11 protein-coding genes and 1 other RNA gene are annotated in these 13852 nt (G+C 49.5%); 5 read left to right on the forward strand and 7 right to left on the reverse strand.

The genetic code is table 11. The annotated features are described in order from the left end of the window. Positions 1 to 383 precede the first annotated feature (383 nt). Positions 384 to 745, reverse strand: a transfer-messenger RNA (tmRNA) gene (gene ssrA / locus Q0257_RS01845). A gap of 98 nt (positions 746 to 843) precedes the next feature. Between ssrA and panB the strand changes: the two genes are divergently transcribed. The 5 genes from panB to Q0257_RS01870 all read left to right on the forward strand — a co-directional run bounded on the left by panB (position 844) and on the right by Q0257_RS01870 (position 7168). Further along, positions 844 to 1641 (forward strand): 3-methyl-2-oxobutanoate hydroxymethyltransferase, encoded by a 798-nt coding sequence (panB, locus tag Q0257_RS01850; protein ID WP_298020856.1) that lies wholly within the window; start codon positions 844 to 846, stop codon positions 1639 to 1641. 429 nt (positions 1642 to 2070) lie between these two features. Next, positions 2071 to 2748, forward strand: coding sequence for a hypothetical protein (locus Q0257_RS01855; protein WP_298020859.1), 678 nt, complete (start codon positions 2071 to 2073; stop codon positions 2746 to 2748). 665 nt (positions 2749 to 3413) lie between these two features. Continuing rightward, on the forward strand, positions 3414 to 4430 hold the full coding sequence (gene ruvB / locus Q0257_RS01860) for a Holliday junction branch migration DNA helicase RuvB (protein ID WP_295099426.1): 1017 nt from the start codon (positions 3414 to 3416) through the stop codon (positions 4428 to 4430). A gap of 341 nt (positions 4431 to 4771) precedes the next feature. After that, positions 4772 to 6310, forward strand: coding sequence for an AI-2E family transporter (locus Q0257_RS01865; RefSeq protein WP_298020863.1), 1539 nt, complete (start codon positions 4772 to 4774; stop codon positions 6308 to 6310). 732 nt (positions 6311 to 7042) lie between these two features. Continuing rightward, positions 7043 to 7168, forward strand: coding sequence for a hypothetical protein (locus Q0257_RS01870; RefSeq protein WP_298020866.1), 126 nt, complete (start codon positions 7043 to 7045; stop codon positions 7166 to 7168). 32 nt (positions 7169 to 7200) lie between these two features. Here Q0257_RS01870 and Q0257_RS01875 read toward each other — a convergent pair whose 3' ends face one another. The 6 genes from Q0257_RS01875 to napA are packed head-to-tail and all read right to left on the reverse strand — an operon-like array spanning position 7201 to position 13632. Then, entirely contained in the window at positions 7201 to 7536 is a 336-nt protein-coding gene (locus Q0257_RS01875; protein WP_298020868.1) for a chaperone NapD, read from the reverse strand. Beyond that, complete coding sequence (locus tag Q0257_RS01880; protein WP_298020871.1) at positions 7533 to 8741, reverse strand: WD40 repeat domain-containing protein; 1209 nt, start codon at positions 8739 to 8741, stop codon at positions 7533 to 7535. The genes Q0257_RS01875 and Q0257_RS01880 overlap by 4 nt, the downstream gene beginning before the upstream one ends. A 9-nt stretch (positions 8742 to 8750) precedes the next feature. Continuing rightward, on the reverse strand, positions 8751 to 9284 hold the full coding sequence (locus Q0257_RS01885; protein ID WP_298020874.1) for a nitrate reductase cytochrome c-type subunit: 534 nt from the start codon (positions 9282 to 9284) through the stop codon (positions 8751 to 8753). Continuing rightward, complete coding sequence (gene napH / locus Q0257_RS01890; RefSeq protein ID WP_298020877.1) at positions 9281 to 10090, reverse strand: quinol dehydrogenase ferredoxin subunit NapH; 810 nt, start codon at positions 10088 to 10090, stop codon at positions 9281 to 9283. The genes Q0257_RS01885 and napH overlap by 4 nt, the downstream gene beginning before the upstream one ends. Further along, positions 10087 to 10845: a ferredoxin-type protein NapG gene (gene napG / locus Q0257_RS01895; protein ID WP_298020880.1), complete on the reverse strand. Its 759-nt coding sequence runs from the start codon at positions 10843 to 10845 to the stop codon at positions 10087 to 10089. Before napG ends, napH begins: the two co-directional genes overlap by 4 nt. A 3-nt stretch (positions 10846 to 10848) precedes the next feature. Next, positions 10849 to 13632 (reverse strand): nitrate reductase catalytic subunit NapA, encoded by a 2784-nt coding sequence (gene napA / locus Q0257_RS01900; RefSeq protein ID WP_298020884.1) that lies wholly within the window; start codon positions 13630 to 13632, stop codon positions 10849 to 10851. Positions 13633 to 13852: the final 220 nt, after the last annotated feature.

Consider the following 13852-nt stretch of genomic DNA (forward strand, 5'->3'; position numbering starts at 1 on the left):
CTTTGCCTCTTGCGATTTTTAGCACCTCCATTACATCGTCAAATCTCCAAGCTATAGCATAAATTCCGTACTCCTCCCTTAGGCGTATACCGCGCTCTAGCAGATCCTGCGGTACGATATTTACGTAATCCTCATCTATAAATGACATAATTCGCTCCTTTTAAGTATAATATTATTGCCATTGCCATTTTTCTATATCGTCTTTTTTTACAAAAACCCATAATGCAAAAAAAGCCCCTAATAAAACCCCTATTTTTCAGAAGTAATTATACTACAAACAAAAATAAAAGGAGAGAAAAATAATCGAAATATAAGATAAGCATCTATATACGGGAATTGAAGAGAAGTGAAAAGAAGTGATTTGAACTTAAAAATAGCTTAATTGGTGGAGGTGTGCGGGATTGAACCGCAGTCCGAAAACAAACGACCAAAGCCTCTACATGTTTAGCAAAAGTGAAGTTCTCGCGCAGGCTCGCTCACTTTCCAAAACGACCCGCCGGCGCAAAGACTAGAGTTTCACCCTACGGCTCGTCACGCCGCAGAGCTACGCTATCACAGATTACCCGCCGCCGCGCTTAGATAGTATCGGCGCAGAGCAGGGCTCGACTGGACTTACGCAGCTTTAGCGTAAGCAGGAGCAAATTTAACGTTGTTTGCGTTTAAATTTAGTTTGGATTTTATACGCTGTATCCAAAGCGACATGCCGCCTTGACCCATCCGTTCCCGTCGAAGCCAAGTCACCCCCGAAAGAATGCGCGCGCATTTTACTTTAAAATTTTATAAATGTCAAATTCGGCTTATGCTAGAATTGCGTTCAAATTTTAACCAAATCAAGGAGCCAAAATGTCAAAAATCACGCTTTCTAAATTATATGAGATGAAAAAATCCGGCGAAAAGATCGTGATGATCACTGCCTACGACGCGCTTTTTGCTAAAATTTTCGACGACGAGGTCGATATGATACTTGTAGGCGACAGCCTAAATATGAGCTTCGGCGGGCACTCCGAGACCCTGGGCGCGAGCGTAGAGCAGATGATCTATCACGCGCGCGCTGTAAGACGGGGGCTCAAGCGAGCGTATATGGTCGTGGATATGCCGTTTTGCTCGTGCGCGACGCCAGAGCTCGCGCTACAAAACTGCGCCAAAGTCTATGAGAGCACCGGCTGTGACGCCGTTAAGATCGAAGGTGGCGCGCATATGGCAGATACCGTGGCACTACTTAATCGAAACGGTATCGCCGTGATGAGCCACATCGGGCTTAAGCCGCAGTTTTCGCGCTTTATGGGCGGCTACAAGGTAAGCGGGCGCGGTGAGGAGGGTGCGCGCGAGGTCTTAAGCGACGCCAGAGCGCTTGCCGAGGCGGGTACGGTGCTGCTGCTTGTCGAGGGGACGATCTGCTCAGTCGCAAATCAAGTGGCACTCGGCACCGACGTGCCCGTCATCGGCATCGGCGCGGGTGCGGGCGTGGATGGACAGGTGCTTGTGTGGAGCGATATGTGTGGATTTTTCACGGAGTTTCGGCCGAAATTCGTTAAGCGCTATTTAGACGGCGCCGAGCTGGTAAAAGGCGCGGTGCGCGAATACGCGCACGAAGTCAAAGACGAAAGCTTCCCGAGTGAGGAGTTTGAATATAAGCAATAACGAGATTTTGGGCTAAATTTTAAAATTTACGCGCCGAAATTCAAGCGATAAAGTCCCGCTTGCCTTAAAACAATGCTTCGTTTTCGCGCGTCGCAGACTATGCAAACAGCTCGCCAGCTTGCGAAGCTTGAAATTTATTCGGCGCGAGCGATTGCGAGCGCTTTAGCTAGTGCGAGAGATCGCAGGCACTTTGGGCGGATACTCTGCGCGGTATATTTTATACGGGGCGCCGTGCGAGAGTTTGCGCGCTTCTGCATGCGGGCGCTATTTCTGTTGCCGACTGCAATTCGCGAGCGCTTTTCATGAACGCTCTCGCACCCCGCAGCTCTAAAATACGCTACGAGCGCTAAATTTTACGCACGTAGCCGTAGAGCTCAAACATAAACCAGCCGTCATGCCTAAACGGCTTATAAAATTTAAGGAGAAAATTTGGCTAAAGCTTTAAAAACCTTCATAGCCGCAGTTCTGGGTTTGCTCTTTTGTGTAAAGGTACTGCCGATTTTGGCGGTATTTTTTGCGTTTAATTCTTTCTTTGATAAAGATGATATGGAGCTGGATAAAGCCCCGTTAATGCAAAACTACGAGCAAAATCGCGAGAAATTCCTAGACCTGTTAGCTTTTGCAGGTCGCAACTTCCCTAAAAATTTGCGCGTTACGATCCAGAGCACCTACGGCGATGAGTATATTTGGATCGATTTGGACGGCAATAAGACGAAATTTTATTCAAATTCCATTTTCGGGGGTAATGCGCCGGGTATCGGCGAGGGGTTAAAGCTCATCGGTTGGGAGAAAAAGACGTTTGCAGAGCTAAAATCAAAGCTCGCGGCGATAAACACCAGAACCATCGTGCTAAATAGAAGCGGCGACAGCAGTGCGCCTTGGGCAGAGATCACCTACCGATACGTGGAGCACTTCACCGATAGCTATCAGTTTTATGCTCCGGATAGCCCGAAACTCGCCGAGCTATATGCCAAGGGCTGCTCGAAAAAATTTCAAAGCGACGGCGTAGTGTTTTTATTCGAAAACACAATGTCTGGCTCATATAGAGCGTTCTGTAGTGGCGACGACGATAATAAGAACTTTTTGATCGAAAAGCACGATTTGTAGAACTAGGCTCGCGCAAGAAAAATTTGGCGCCTTAATTTGGGGCGCGATTGATAAGGCGTCGCGAGATTGCGCGGCCAAATTTAACCGTACGTTTGACGCTAAATTCCATCGCGCAAACAAAATTTAATCGTGCGGTTTGTCGTTAAATTTTGCCGCGGGAGCGAACTTAGGAGCGAACTTAATTGCACGTCCGCCGCTAAATAGTCGCGTAAGCTCTCGCTAAGCTCGACGTAAAATTTTAAGCCCAAGGCTTTCTGCTCCGAGTTCTGTGCGACTGCGAGATACAAACCCCGCGCGAAATTTTACCTAGCCACGCAAGCGCGTAAAGCAGAATTCTGCATAAAATTCTACGCAGAATTTCTTGCAAAATTTTAACTGACTATACGAGATGGAATTCTGGCTAGCTGCATACCGCGAAGCTTGAAGCGCAGATTTTAACCCTCGCTGCCGCAAAAACAAAATCCGCATTAAAATTCTATGAGGTAAAATTTCGCAGTCTTTCGCGACGGGTGCTTTGCTTTTTAGCCCCAGTCCTAAGCGCGTACGGCAAAATTCAGCGCGGCAAATTTTATTCCGCCCGCAAAGATCCGTCCCTTTAAAATTGTCAAAATTTAGCCATTTTTCGCTACACTTGCTAAAATTTTAAAAACGATTAAAGAGAGATTATGGACAGAATTGTAGAGATCGAAAAGATGCAGCTCGATGAGAGCGTGGAGAGCTCGCTGCGCCCGTCGAGCTTCGAGGATTACGTGGGGCAGGAGAAGATCAAATCAAACCTCGCTATCGCGATCGCCGCGGCGAAAAAGCGCGCCGACGTGCTCGATCACGTGCTTTTTTACGGGCCGCCGGGGCTCGGCAAAACCACGCTGGCGCATATCATCGCCGCTCAGATGGGCGCCGCTATCAAGGTCACCGCCGCGCCGATGATCGAAAAGGCGGGCGATCTGGCGGCGATTTTGACGAACCTACAAAGCGGCGACGTGCTTTTCATCGACGAGATCCACCGCCTAAGCCCCGCGATCGAGGAGGTGCTGTATTCGGCGATGGAGGACTTCCGCCTCGACATCATCATCGGCTCGGGTCCCGCCGCGCAAACCATCAAGATCGACATTCCGCACTTTACGCTCATCGGCGCCACGACGCGCGCGGGCATGATCTCCGCGCCGCTGCGGGATCGCTTCGGCATGCAGTTTCGCTTGCAGTTTTACACGCACGCCGAGCTTGCGCGGATAGTGCAGATCGCTTCTGTTAAACTCGGGAAGGAGAGCGCGGCAGACGCCAGCGCCGAGATCGCGCGCCGCTCTCGCGGCACTCCACGTATTGCGCTAAGGCTACTGCGCCGCATACGCGATTTTGCCGAGGTGCGCGACGAGGGCGCTATCTCGCACGATCGCGCGCGCGAAGGGCTCGAGGCGCTGGGCGTGGACGAGCAGGGCTTTGACGAGATGGATATAAAATATTTGGAAATTTTATTTGACGCCAAGCGCCGCGCCTTGGGGCTTAGCACGATCGCGGCGGCGCTTAGCGAGGATGAGGGCACGATCGAGGACGTCATCGAGCCCTATCTGCTCGCCAACGGCTACATCGAAAAGACCGCCAAAGGCCGCATCGCAACCGATAAGGCGCGCGAGGCGCTCGGTCGCGTGCTAAAGACTGCGGAGAGAAATCTGTTTGAGGAGTGATCTGCGGGTTTAAAATTTAATCGGGCTCGGCGGGTACCTAAAATATTATTTCTATCGGCTGCTTTCCCTTTAGTTTAAATTTAGACGGGCTTTGCGGCTGCCTAGTAATGTGTATGCCGCGCGTCGCCCGAGAGGGTTGTTTGCTCGGCGAGTGCTTGGACGTACGCTTTGTCGCTAGCCTGCTACCTTTAGTCTTTTAAATTTTATCCAATAAACATACCCGCTGCCGCATGCTGTATGTGCGAGAACGCCGCTCGTAAATTTTATGAAATTTCAAAATTTAATCTAAATCTGATAAAAAAATTTATAAAATATGTCATCAAATTTCAAAAGGATAAAATTTGCCGACGCCAAAAGACAACGCCGCAAGCCGCAATGAAAACCTGGCTGAAAAGATAGCTCAAAATAACGCTGAGAATAACGCTAAAGGCGAGGCTCAAAATTTCACTGAAAATCAGACTGTAAATAACGCCGAGATTAAAATCAAAGCTGCCGCCGAAAGCGAAGCGGTCATCAAAAACAAAGCCGAAGCCGCTGCCGAAAATCAAAGCGAAAGTATAGCCGAAACGGGCAAAGCCGCCGGAGCAAATACCGGCGCCGATAAAGCAGGCGCAGCTACGCTAGACGCCGCGGAAGGCAGGACTAAAACTGCCGCCGAAAATCAAAGCAAAAAACGGGTCGAAACCGACAGAGTCTCATCTGCTGGTGCTTCCGCGCTTAGCGACGCTGCCGAAGCCAACGAAACCTTCTCGGCTAATGCTTCCGCGTTAGGCGACGCCGTCGCTTCCGGAGCCGCTGCGGGCATGAAAGCAGGCCTTGCCAAGGCTAGCGGGCGCGCGAAAACGAACAAGATATTTTTTATCGGCGCAACCTTGCTGATGTTTTGCTGCGTGATCTATCTGTTCTCGCCGTTTTTGATGGTGATCGCAATCGGCGTGCTGATGGCGGTGGCGACCTCGGGCCTGCACGCTAAAGTAACGAAGCTGTGCCGCGGCAGGCGCACGCTAGCCTCGGTGCTTAGCCTGTTTTTGCTCTGCGCGCTTTTTTTCGTGCCTTTCATCTATGCAGTGATCGAGATCGCCAAAAACGCCGCGAGCTTCGATATGGCGCGCCTAAACGATGCACTTAGCTATGTTCAGAGCCTAAACATCAAGCTGCCCGGGCCTTTTGAAAAATTTGATACGCAGTTTCGCTCGTTTTTGGCAAACCTAGACGTCGCGGGTCTGGCGAAGCAGATCATCTCCTACCTCTCGGTCGTCGGGAAATCCAGCGCAAAATTTATCGTCGATATGGTGCTTATCATCGTGTTTTGCTTTTTTGCATACCTCTACGGCGAAAGCTTCAAGCGCTTTTTCAAAAAAATTCTACCCGTCGAGCCCGCGCAGATCGATTATATCTTTTCCGAGACGGCAAATACGATGAGCGTCGTGTTTTACTCGACCATCTTCAACGCCGTATTGCAGGGCTTTTTGTTTTCGATCATCGCGGGGATCTTCGGCTTTGACGCGCTGCTGATGGGGGTGCTTTTCGCCTTCTGCTCGCTCATCCCCGCAGTCGGCGGCGCGCTCATCTATGTACCCACCGCGCTATACGTGCTAGCGGGGGGCAGTACCTCGGGCGCGATCGTGATAATGGCGTATTGCGTGATACTGATCTCGACGCTCGCGGACAGCTTCGTAAAGCCGCTCGTGATAAAATTTATCAACTCGCGCCTGGTCGAAAACCCCGCAAATATCAACGAGATGCTGATCTTCTTCTCGATGCTTTCGGGCATCAGCACGTTTGGGTTCTGGGGCGTGATCTTGGGGCCCGCGATTTTAACGCTATTTATCGCGGTGCTAAATTTATACGATTATCTAAAAAAGATAGAATTCGAGTAGGGCTTGCGCCGCTTAGCGCTTTTAAATTTATGAAAATGTCGCCCGTAAAGCGCAATGCCCAGCACGCCCTTGCGGCTCTTGCGCCCTTGCGCCTTTGCGCAGGTTTAAAGGCTTTAAATTTAAAGGCGAATTTTAATTTCGGCGCACCGCTAACTCTCTTTGAGTGCCCGCAGTATAAATTTTAAAATTTAGCTTCGGCGCGGAATTTCTACGCCTAGGAATTTTAAAATTTATGCTCTTGTTTTGAAATTTAAAAAATTCTTATCTGCGCCGTAATGTCCGTGCGCCTAACAAAGGACTACGATACTAGAGAGCAATACGCGCGCTAAATTTAGCGTGTTTGACGGCGGCTGAGCTCGCTCGATGTTTTTTACGGGCATCTCAAGCCTGCGCGCAGAAGTAGTTTCTGCTGGCGGTCGGCGTCCCGGTCGCCGTATTTTTATAGCGTCATCCCAAGCAGACGGGCGTCGCAGCGGCTATAGGCCGTGGCGCCAGACGGCAGTCGCTACGGCACCGCCTTTTATGCGGCGTCTGATTTGGTGCGGCATGTTTTTTATGCGACGTAAAGCATAGCGCTGCGCAGAAATTTCATAAATTTAATTCGTCCGTCGCTTTTAAAATTCTGTATCGTCATAGAGTCTAATTGTAGATTTAAATTTACGGCTAAATGCAAGGCGGCGGATCAAAGGCGTAAAAATCGGCTAGGAGCGCAAAAGCGGCGTCGGGCTAGAGATGCAAAAACAGGCTAGAAGCGGTAAAGATGAGTTGGAAAAAATTTCAAATTCCGTGGGCGCAGATAAAATTTATACTGAAAATTTACCTAGTAGTGCAGAAACTGCCAAAAATAACAAAATTTAAGCGAAAAGCACCAATAGAGCGGTGGCGGCGGTCTAGACCCGCACCTTGCCGCCGTATTTGATCTGGCTCGGGTCTTTTTCGTCCAGCTCGCGCATTATCTGCTCGCCGTTGTCGGAGTTTGCCGCGGTGATGTCTGCGTCCAGATCGGAGTATGAGTAGATCATCATCGCCTCGCTTACGCCCTTTATAGCCTCTATCGCGCGAAATGCGGCGATCTCGTCATCGAAGCTCTCCACGCTAATCGTGGCGACCGCCTTGCCGTTCTCGCACGCTACGAACTCGCAGCCGCCGATGCTTTGCAGCTCTTTACGAAACTCCGCTATATCGGTATCTGCGCCTAGATAGATTACGACGCTTGAAATATTCATTTTAACTCCCAAAAGTAGATATATCTATTGTACCCCGAGCCCACGAGATAATCTCCTTCGAAAAGCAGATAGTTGATGATATCGTTATCTAGCTCAATGCTGCGGACGATCTCGCCTGCTTTATCGATTACGCGCACGCCGTTACCAACGGTAAAAGCGCCCAGTTCCGGGCTTAGCGCCACGGCAAAAACTGCAAAATGGGCGTTATAAAATTTAGCGAAATCGCCGTTTTCGTAGTAGCACGATCTTTCTTTGTCGTTCGAGCCGCTCATCATGCGATCGCCAAGTAGTGCCACGGAGTAGATTCCGTCCTTGTGCAGGGACTTTTGGCTCATAAGCTTTTTCGCTTTCGCGTCGAAATAAAATACGATACCGCCTTCGCACGAGATTAGTAGCGTCCCGCTAGCGCGGTCGTAGGCGCTGCCGCCCAAAGACGCGATGGTGAGCTTTTGCTCGAAGCTTACCTTGCCGCTAGGTAGGTCGAAGTATAAAATTTCGCTACCAAGACCTAGCAAAATCACGGTATTTTCGTCGTAGAAATAGACGTTTTTGATCCCCGTCATCGGCAATTTATAGTGCGTAATCTTGCCGCCTGCAAACACGCCAAGCATCTTTTCAAACGCGTCGCCGTTATACAAAAATGCGTATTTTTCGCCTAGTTTATCGACGTCGAATATGGTAGCGCCCATCGGCTCGTCTAGGTAATTTTTGGACGAGGGCAGGGCGAAAATTAGCGTCTTGGAGATTGCGCTCGATGCAGAATTTAATGCCGTAGAATTTTCAGCAGAATTTTGCTTCGTAGAATTTGCTGCGGTTGAATTTGCTAAGGAATTTACGGCAGCGGAATTCGCAGTGAAATCTCCCGTGGAATTTACGCTCGCTTTTGCATTGAAATTATGCGCCGCATTGAAATTTGTGCTTGAGGCGGAATTTTGATCTACAAAATTTTGTCCGGTTGCAGAATTTCGCGCGGAATTCTCCGCGGAGCTAATGGTGATTTTATAGAGCTTGCCGTTGTCAAGCCCTGCGTAAATTTCGCCGTTTAGATTTTTTAGCACCGCGACATTTGCGTCAAGCTCTAGTATGAATCTAGCGTGTTTGATCTTTGCAGGCGCATCTATGCCCGCAGCGCCGCTAGGCGTCGCGACGCCGTTACCGGCATAGATGAAGCAGGCGCAAAGTAGCAGCGGTGGTAAAAATTTCATCGCGCGCTCCTACTCAACCTCGGCGCCTTGATTTAGCGTATCTATGAGATTAGAAGTGGAATTTGCGTCGCTAAACCTGCTAAAATCAGCCTTAAAATTATTTTTCACGAGCGGATCGGTCTGGGCTTGCGGCACGTGGCATTGAGTGCAGTTGAATCTCTGCTCGGCTAGCGTGCCGTTTAGATCCGCGCCTGTGCGAAAGTCCACCAAGTGGCTTTTTGGAATCGGCGTAGAGCCTACATCCTTAGCGACATCGGGCATATGGCAGGTTACGCACATATTGTTATCCTTTGTGATCGGCACGAGCCCCTCTAAGCTGTGCGGTATGAGCGGCGGAGCGTTTTCGAAGCTGCGCTCGATCTTTGAAGCGGCGCCCGGAGCGTCCTCGCTATATTTGAAATCGGGCAGGGAATTTTTATTTTGCGCCGATTCGTCCACGCTTTTTATAAAGCCCAAGCTGTCGGCATCTATAGATGCCGTCTTGTCCGCGGCAAATAGCGCCGCACAGCATGCAAGAGCCAAGCCTAAAACCATTTTTTTCATTTTTTCACTCCTAATATACTAAAATTTAACGCATCGTCGTCGCATACGTCGATGCAGTGCCCGCAGCTGATACACTCGCTGCTAACGCGCCCGTTTTCGCGCCCAACCATCTTAAGCACCTGCACTTCGGGGCAGACCATTTTGCATTTGCCGCACATCGTGCATTTATCAACCTCGTGGCGAACGCGAATGACGCTAAAATAGCTAAGCGCAGCCCAAAATCCGCCGAGCGGGCATAGCCGCGAGCAGATAGTGCGATCGCCTGCAAAAATTTCAAAAACCACGATCAGTAGCGCGATCGCAAACGCACTAGCACTCAGCGCTATGACGGCGCGCGCGAAAAGCGAGATAAAATTTATGCTCTCAAATGCCGCAAAGCCGAAAGCTCCGCTGCAAACTAAAGCTAGCACCGCTAGGACGTAGCGAGCTTTGCGATTTACGTTTAAAATTTTGGTGTGCACGCCAAATTTTTTACGAAGCCACGCGGCAAGATCGGTTAGTAAATTTATCGGGCAAACCCACGAGCAATATAATCGCGGCGCTATAAGCGCATAAAATGCTCCTACGATAAGCGCTCCGATAACCGCTGTAGCGCCTAAAGAAAAGCTAGCTAGCAGCATCTGCGCCGTCGCAAACGGATCGCTTAGATTAATCGTGCCGAAAAGTTTCGACGAGCTTAGATTGCCCTTTAGAATTCCTGATAAAATTCCGTTTTCGCTCGCGGCTTTGAAGGCGAAATTATTTCCCAAAATAAAAAGGACTAGAATAGAAATTTGGCTCAAACGCCTTAAAATAGTGTATTTCATTGCCTAGTCCCCTCCATTAGATCGTCCTCGTTTAAGTAGTCCTTACTCTTTTGAGGATCGAGCTTGATTTTGGTGTCTGCGTCCTTTAGCTTCGCGTCGTCGCCCTTGATCCAGCCTTTGACGTAGTTATCGCTGGAAATTCCTATGACGCGCTCGCGTTCCACGACGCTGATAGCCGCCTTTTTTGTGACGCAGGCATGCTCGCACTTACCGCAACCCGTGCAGTAGTCGCTATCTACGACGGGCACGAGTAGGGCGTGCTTTTCGGTGCGGTTGTTGTGGCGGTAATCGATCCTAAGCGCCTTGTCCATTACGGGGCAGCTTCGCACGCACGCATCGCATTGGATACCCGCATAAGCGATGCAATGCTCGGTATCTATGACCGCAACGCCCATTTTGGATAGACGCACGTTTAGCTTAGAGTTTTCGCTCACTAAATTTTTATCTAGCGCGTCGCTAGGACAGGCTGCGACGCAAGGTATGTCGTCGCACATATAGCACGGAATTTCGCGCGGGATAAAAAACGGCGTGCCGTTTGCAATAGCGTGATCGCAAAAGCTCGCAAGCTTAAGCGTATCAAATGGGCACGCCTCGACACAAAGTCCGCACCTTAGGCATTTGCTAAGAAATTCTTTCTCGCTTATAGCTCCGGGCGGGCGGAGTCTAGCGTGCTCGCCGGAGTTTGCGACTCCGAGCCCCAGAACGCCTACGCCCGCAGCTAAAGAAAGAATGCCTAAGACCTCACGCCTATCCATAATTTATGCCTTGTAAATTTTAACCGCGCATTTTTTGTAGTCGGTCTCTTTTGAAAGCGGACAGGTATGATCGAGCGTGACGCGGTTGATATAAACCTTCTCGTCAAAAAACGGCACGAAAATAAGCCCTTTCGGCGGAATATTACGTCCGTGGAAGTCCACGCGCGCTTTTACCTTGCCGCGGCGCGACTCGATCCAGACGATTTCGTTTTGTTGTACGCCGATTTTGGCGCCGTCGGCTTCGCTCATATAGCATCTTGCTTCCGGTACGGCGCGATAAAGCTCCGGCACGCGCATAGTCATAGTGCCCGTATGCCAGTGTTCCAGCACGCGACCCGTACATAGCCAGAAAGGATATTCCTCGCTTGGCACTTCTACAGGATCCATATATGGACGGAAGAAAATTTTAGCTTTATTGGCAAGGCTTGTTTTCTCTTCGCCTGAAGTAGCAGATTTCAGATCGCCGCTAGGAAGCGCCGCTTTGGCGTTGCCATAAAAGGCAAAGTCGCTATCAGGAGCCGCTTTTTTAGCATAAGGATCGTATTGGGCGTTAAAGCGCCAAAGCGTTTCTTTGCCGTCTACGACCGGCCACCTAAGACCGCGCACTCGGTGATAGGTATCGAAATCGGCTAGGTCGTGTCCGTGACCGGTGCCGAATTTTCGGTACTCCTCCCAAAGATATTTTTGGATAAAAAAGCCATATCCTTTAAATTCTTTGCCGTCGCTGCCGATTACGCCACGAGAGTCGCCGTTTACTTCGGAGTTATCGAAGCTTGCCATAATCAGATCTTTTGCCGCGAAAGCCTGAGCGTCTTTGTTTGCAAAGAGCACTTCAAATAGTGTAGTCTCTGGCGTATAGCCGAATTCTGAAATTTTATCTAATACGTTTGGAAGCGTAAGCTTATCATTTACTTTAACCTCGCCCCAGAAATCCTTGAGTTTGAAGCGCTTGGAAAACTCTAGCATCTGCCACGTATCGCTCATCGCGTCGCCCACAGGAAGGACCTGCTGTCTCCACCACTGCGTTCTGCGCTCGGCATTGCCGTATGCGCCCCATTTTTCGTAGATCATCGCGGTTGGCAGGATTAAATCGGCTACCTTCGCGCTTAGCCCCGGATATGGCTCGCTTACTACGATGAAGTTATCCATCTCGCGCGCCGCTGCGATCCAGTGGTTTGCGTTGGCGATCTGCTGCCACGGGTTATTGACCTGTACCCATATCCATTTTATCTTGCCGTCTTCGAGATTGCGCAGAGCCTGCACGTAGTGCGCACCCGGTTTTGGGTTTATCGTGCCCTCGGGAAGCTTCCAAATTTTTTCGGAAACCTTTCTGTGAGCCGGATTTGCCACGACCATATCAGCAGGTAGGCGGTGAGAAAACGTGCCCACCTCTCTAGCCGTGCCGCAAGCGCTAGGCTGACCGGTAAGCGAAAACGCTCCGCAGCCAGGTTTGGCTTGCTTGCCGAGAAGGAAATGCACCATGTAGCTTTGCTCATTGACCCAAGTTCCTCTTGAGTGCTGATTAAAGCCCATCGTCCAAAAGCTTACTACTTTGCGATCTTTTTCTATATAATAATCTGCCAGCTGCTTTAGCTTGGTCTTAAACGCCTCTAAATCCTCACTTTCGTCACCCTTAGCTAAAGGCGCTACGAAATCTAACGTGTAAGGTTCTAGCGCTTTTTTAAATTCTTCGAAGCTTATGAGCCAGTGAGCATCTGATTTGTCAGAGTGTTTGTTTTCGAGTACGTCGCCCTCTTTCATACCCAGATATGCTAAGGTAACGCCCTCGGATTTGCTTAAAATTTTAGATTTTTGCTTAGCCGCGGTATCAAGCTCGGTCTTGCGGTATTTTTTATGATTTATATCTTCTCGCAAGCCGTAGCCGATATCCACAGGGCCTGTAGCGAACACACAGTGCTCTTTAATAAATTTCTCATCTATCATATCCGGGTGATTGTAGACGATCTCCCTTGCTATGTAGTTCCATATCGCCAAATCGGTATTCGGACGGAATATAATTTCGATATCGGCGATGTTTGAAGTGCGGCTAGAGTAGGTCGAGAGATTTATAACTTTTACGCGGTCCGGGTTGCGAAGCTTGTGGTCGGAGACGCGAGACCAAAGTATAGGGTGCATCTCAGCCATATTCGCGCCCCAGGCGATGATGGTATCGGTTAGCTCGATATCGTCGAAAACGCCCGCAGGCTCGTCAATGCCGAAGGTTTGCATAAAACCTACGACGGCGCTGGCCATGCACTGGCGAGCATTAGGATCGAGATTATTGGAGCGAAAGCCCGCCTTTACTAGCTTTGCTGCGGCGTAACCTTCCGGGATCGTGTATTGACCGCTGCCAAGTACGGCAAAGCCCTCGGGACCGCCTTCGTTATAGGCGCGTCTGAAATGCTTCTCCATTTCGTCGAACGCTCGTTGCCAGCTGATCTCTACAAATTTACCCTTTTTGTCAAATTCCCCCTTGGAATTTACGCGCAAAAGAGGCTTGGTAATGCGATCGGCGCCATACATGATCTTGGCGTTGAAGTAGCCTTTGATGCAGTTTAGACCGCGATTTACGGGCGCTAACGGATCGCCTTTGACCGCTACGATCTTGCCGTCTTTGGTGGCTACCATAATGCCGCAGCCGGTGCCGCAGAAGCGACAGGCCGCCTTGTCCCAGCGCCAGCCTTTTTCGGCTTCGTCCGCAGCGCTTAGTCCGCCAGGCAAGCTGATGCCCGCAACGCTACAGGCAGCCGCTGCTGCAGAGCTTTTTATAAAGTCTCGTCTATCCATGAGATTAACCTTTCGTTTAGAATTAATTTCTACTAAGATTTTGAATAATAGCATAAAAAAACAGCTTAGTCTAGATTAAAATCAAGGTTTTTTCTGCAATGAATTTCAGATATAAAATAGTAATTTTATAAATTTTAAATTTAGTGGCTTAAATTTTATCAGGATAGCGAGTTTTTGATAAATTTTAATATAGATTTTCATTTAATTAAATTAATATATT

The sequence above is a fragment of the uncultured Campylobacter sp. genome, from assembly GCF_938018035.1.
Lineage (GTDB): Bacteria > Campylobacterota > Campylobacteria > Campylobacterales > Campylobacteraceae > Campylobacter_B.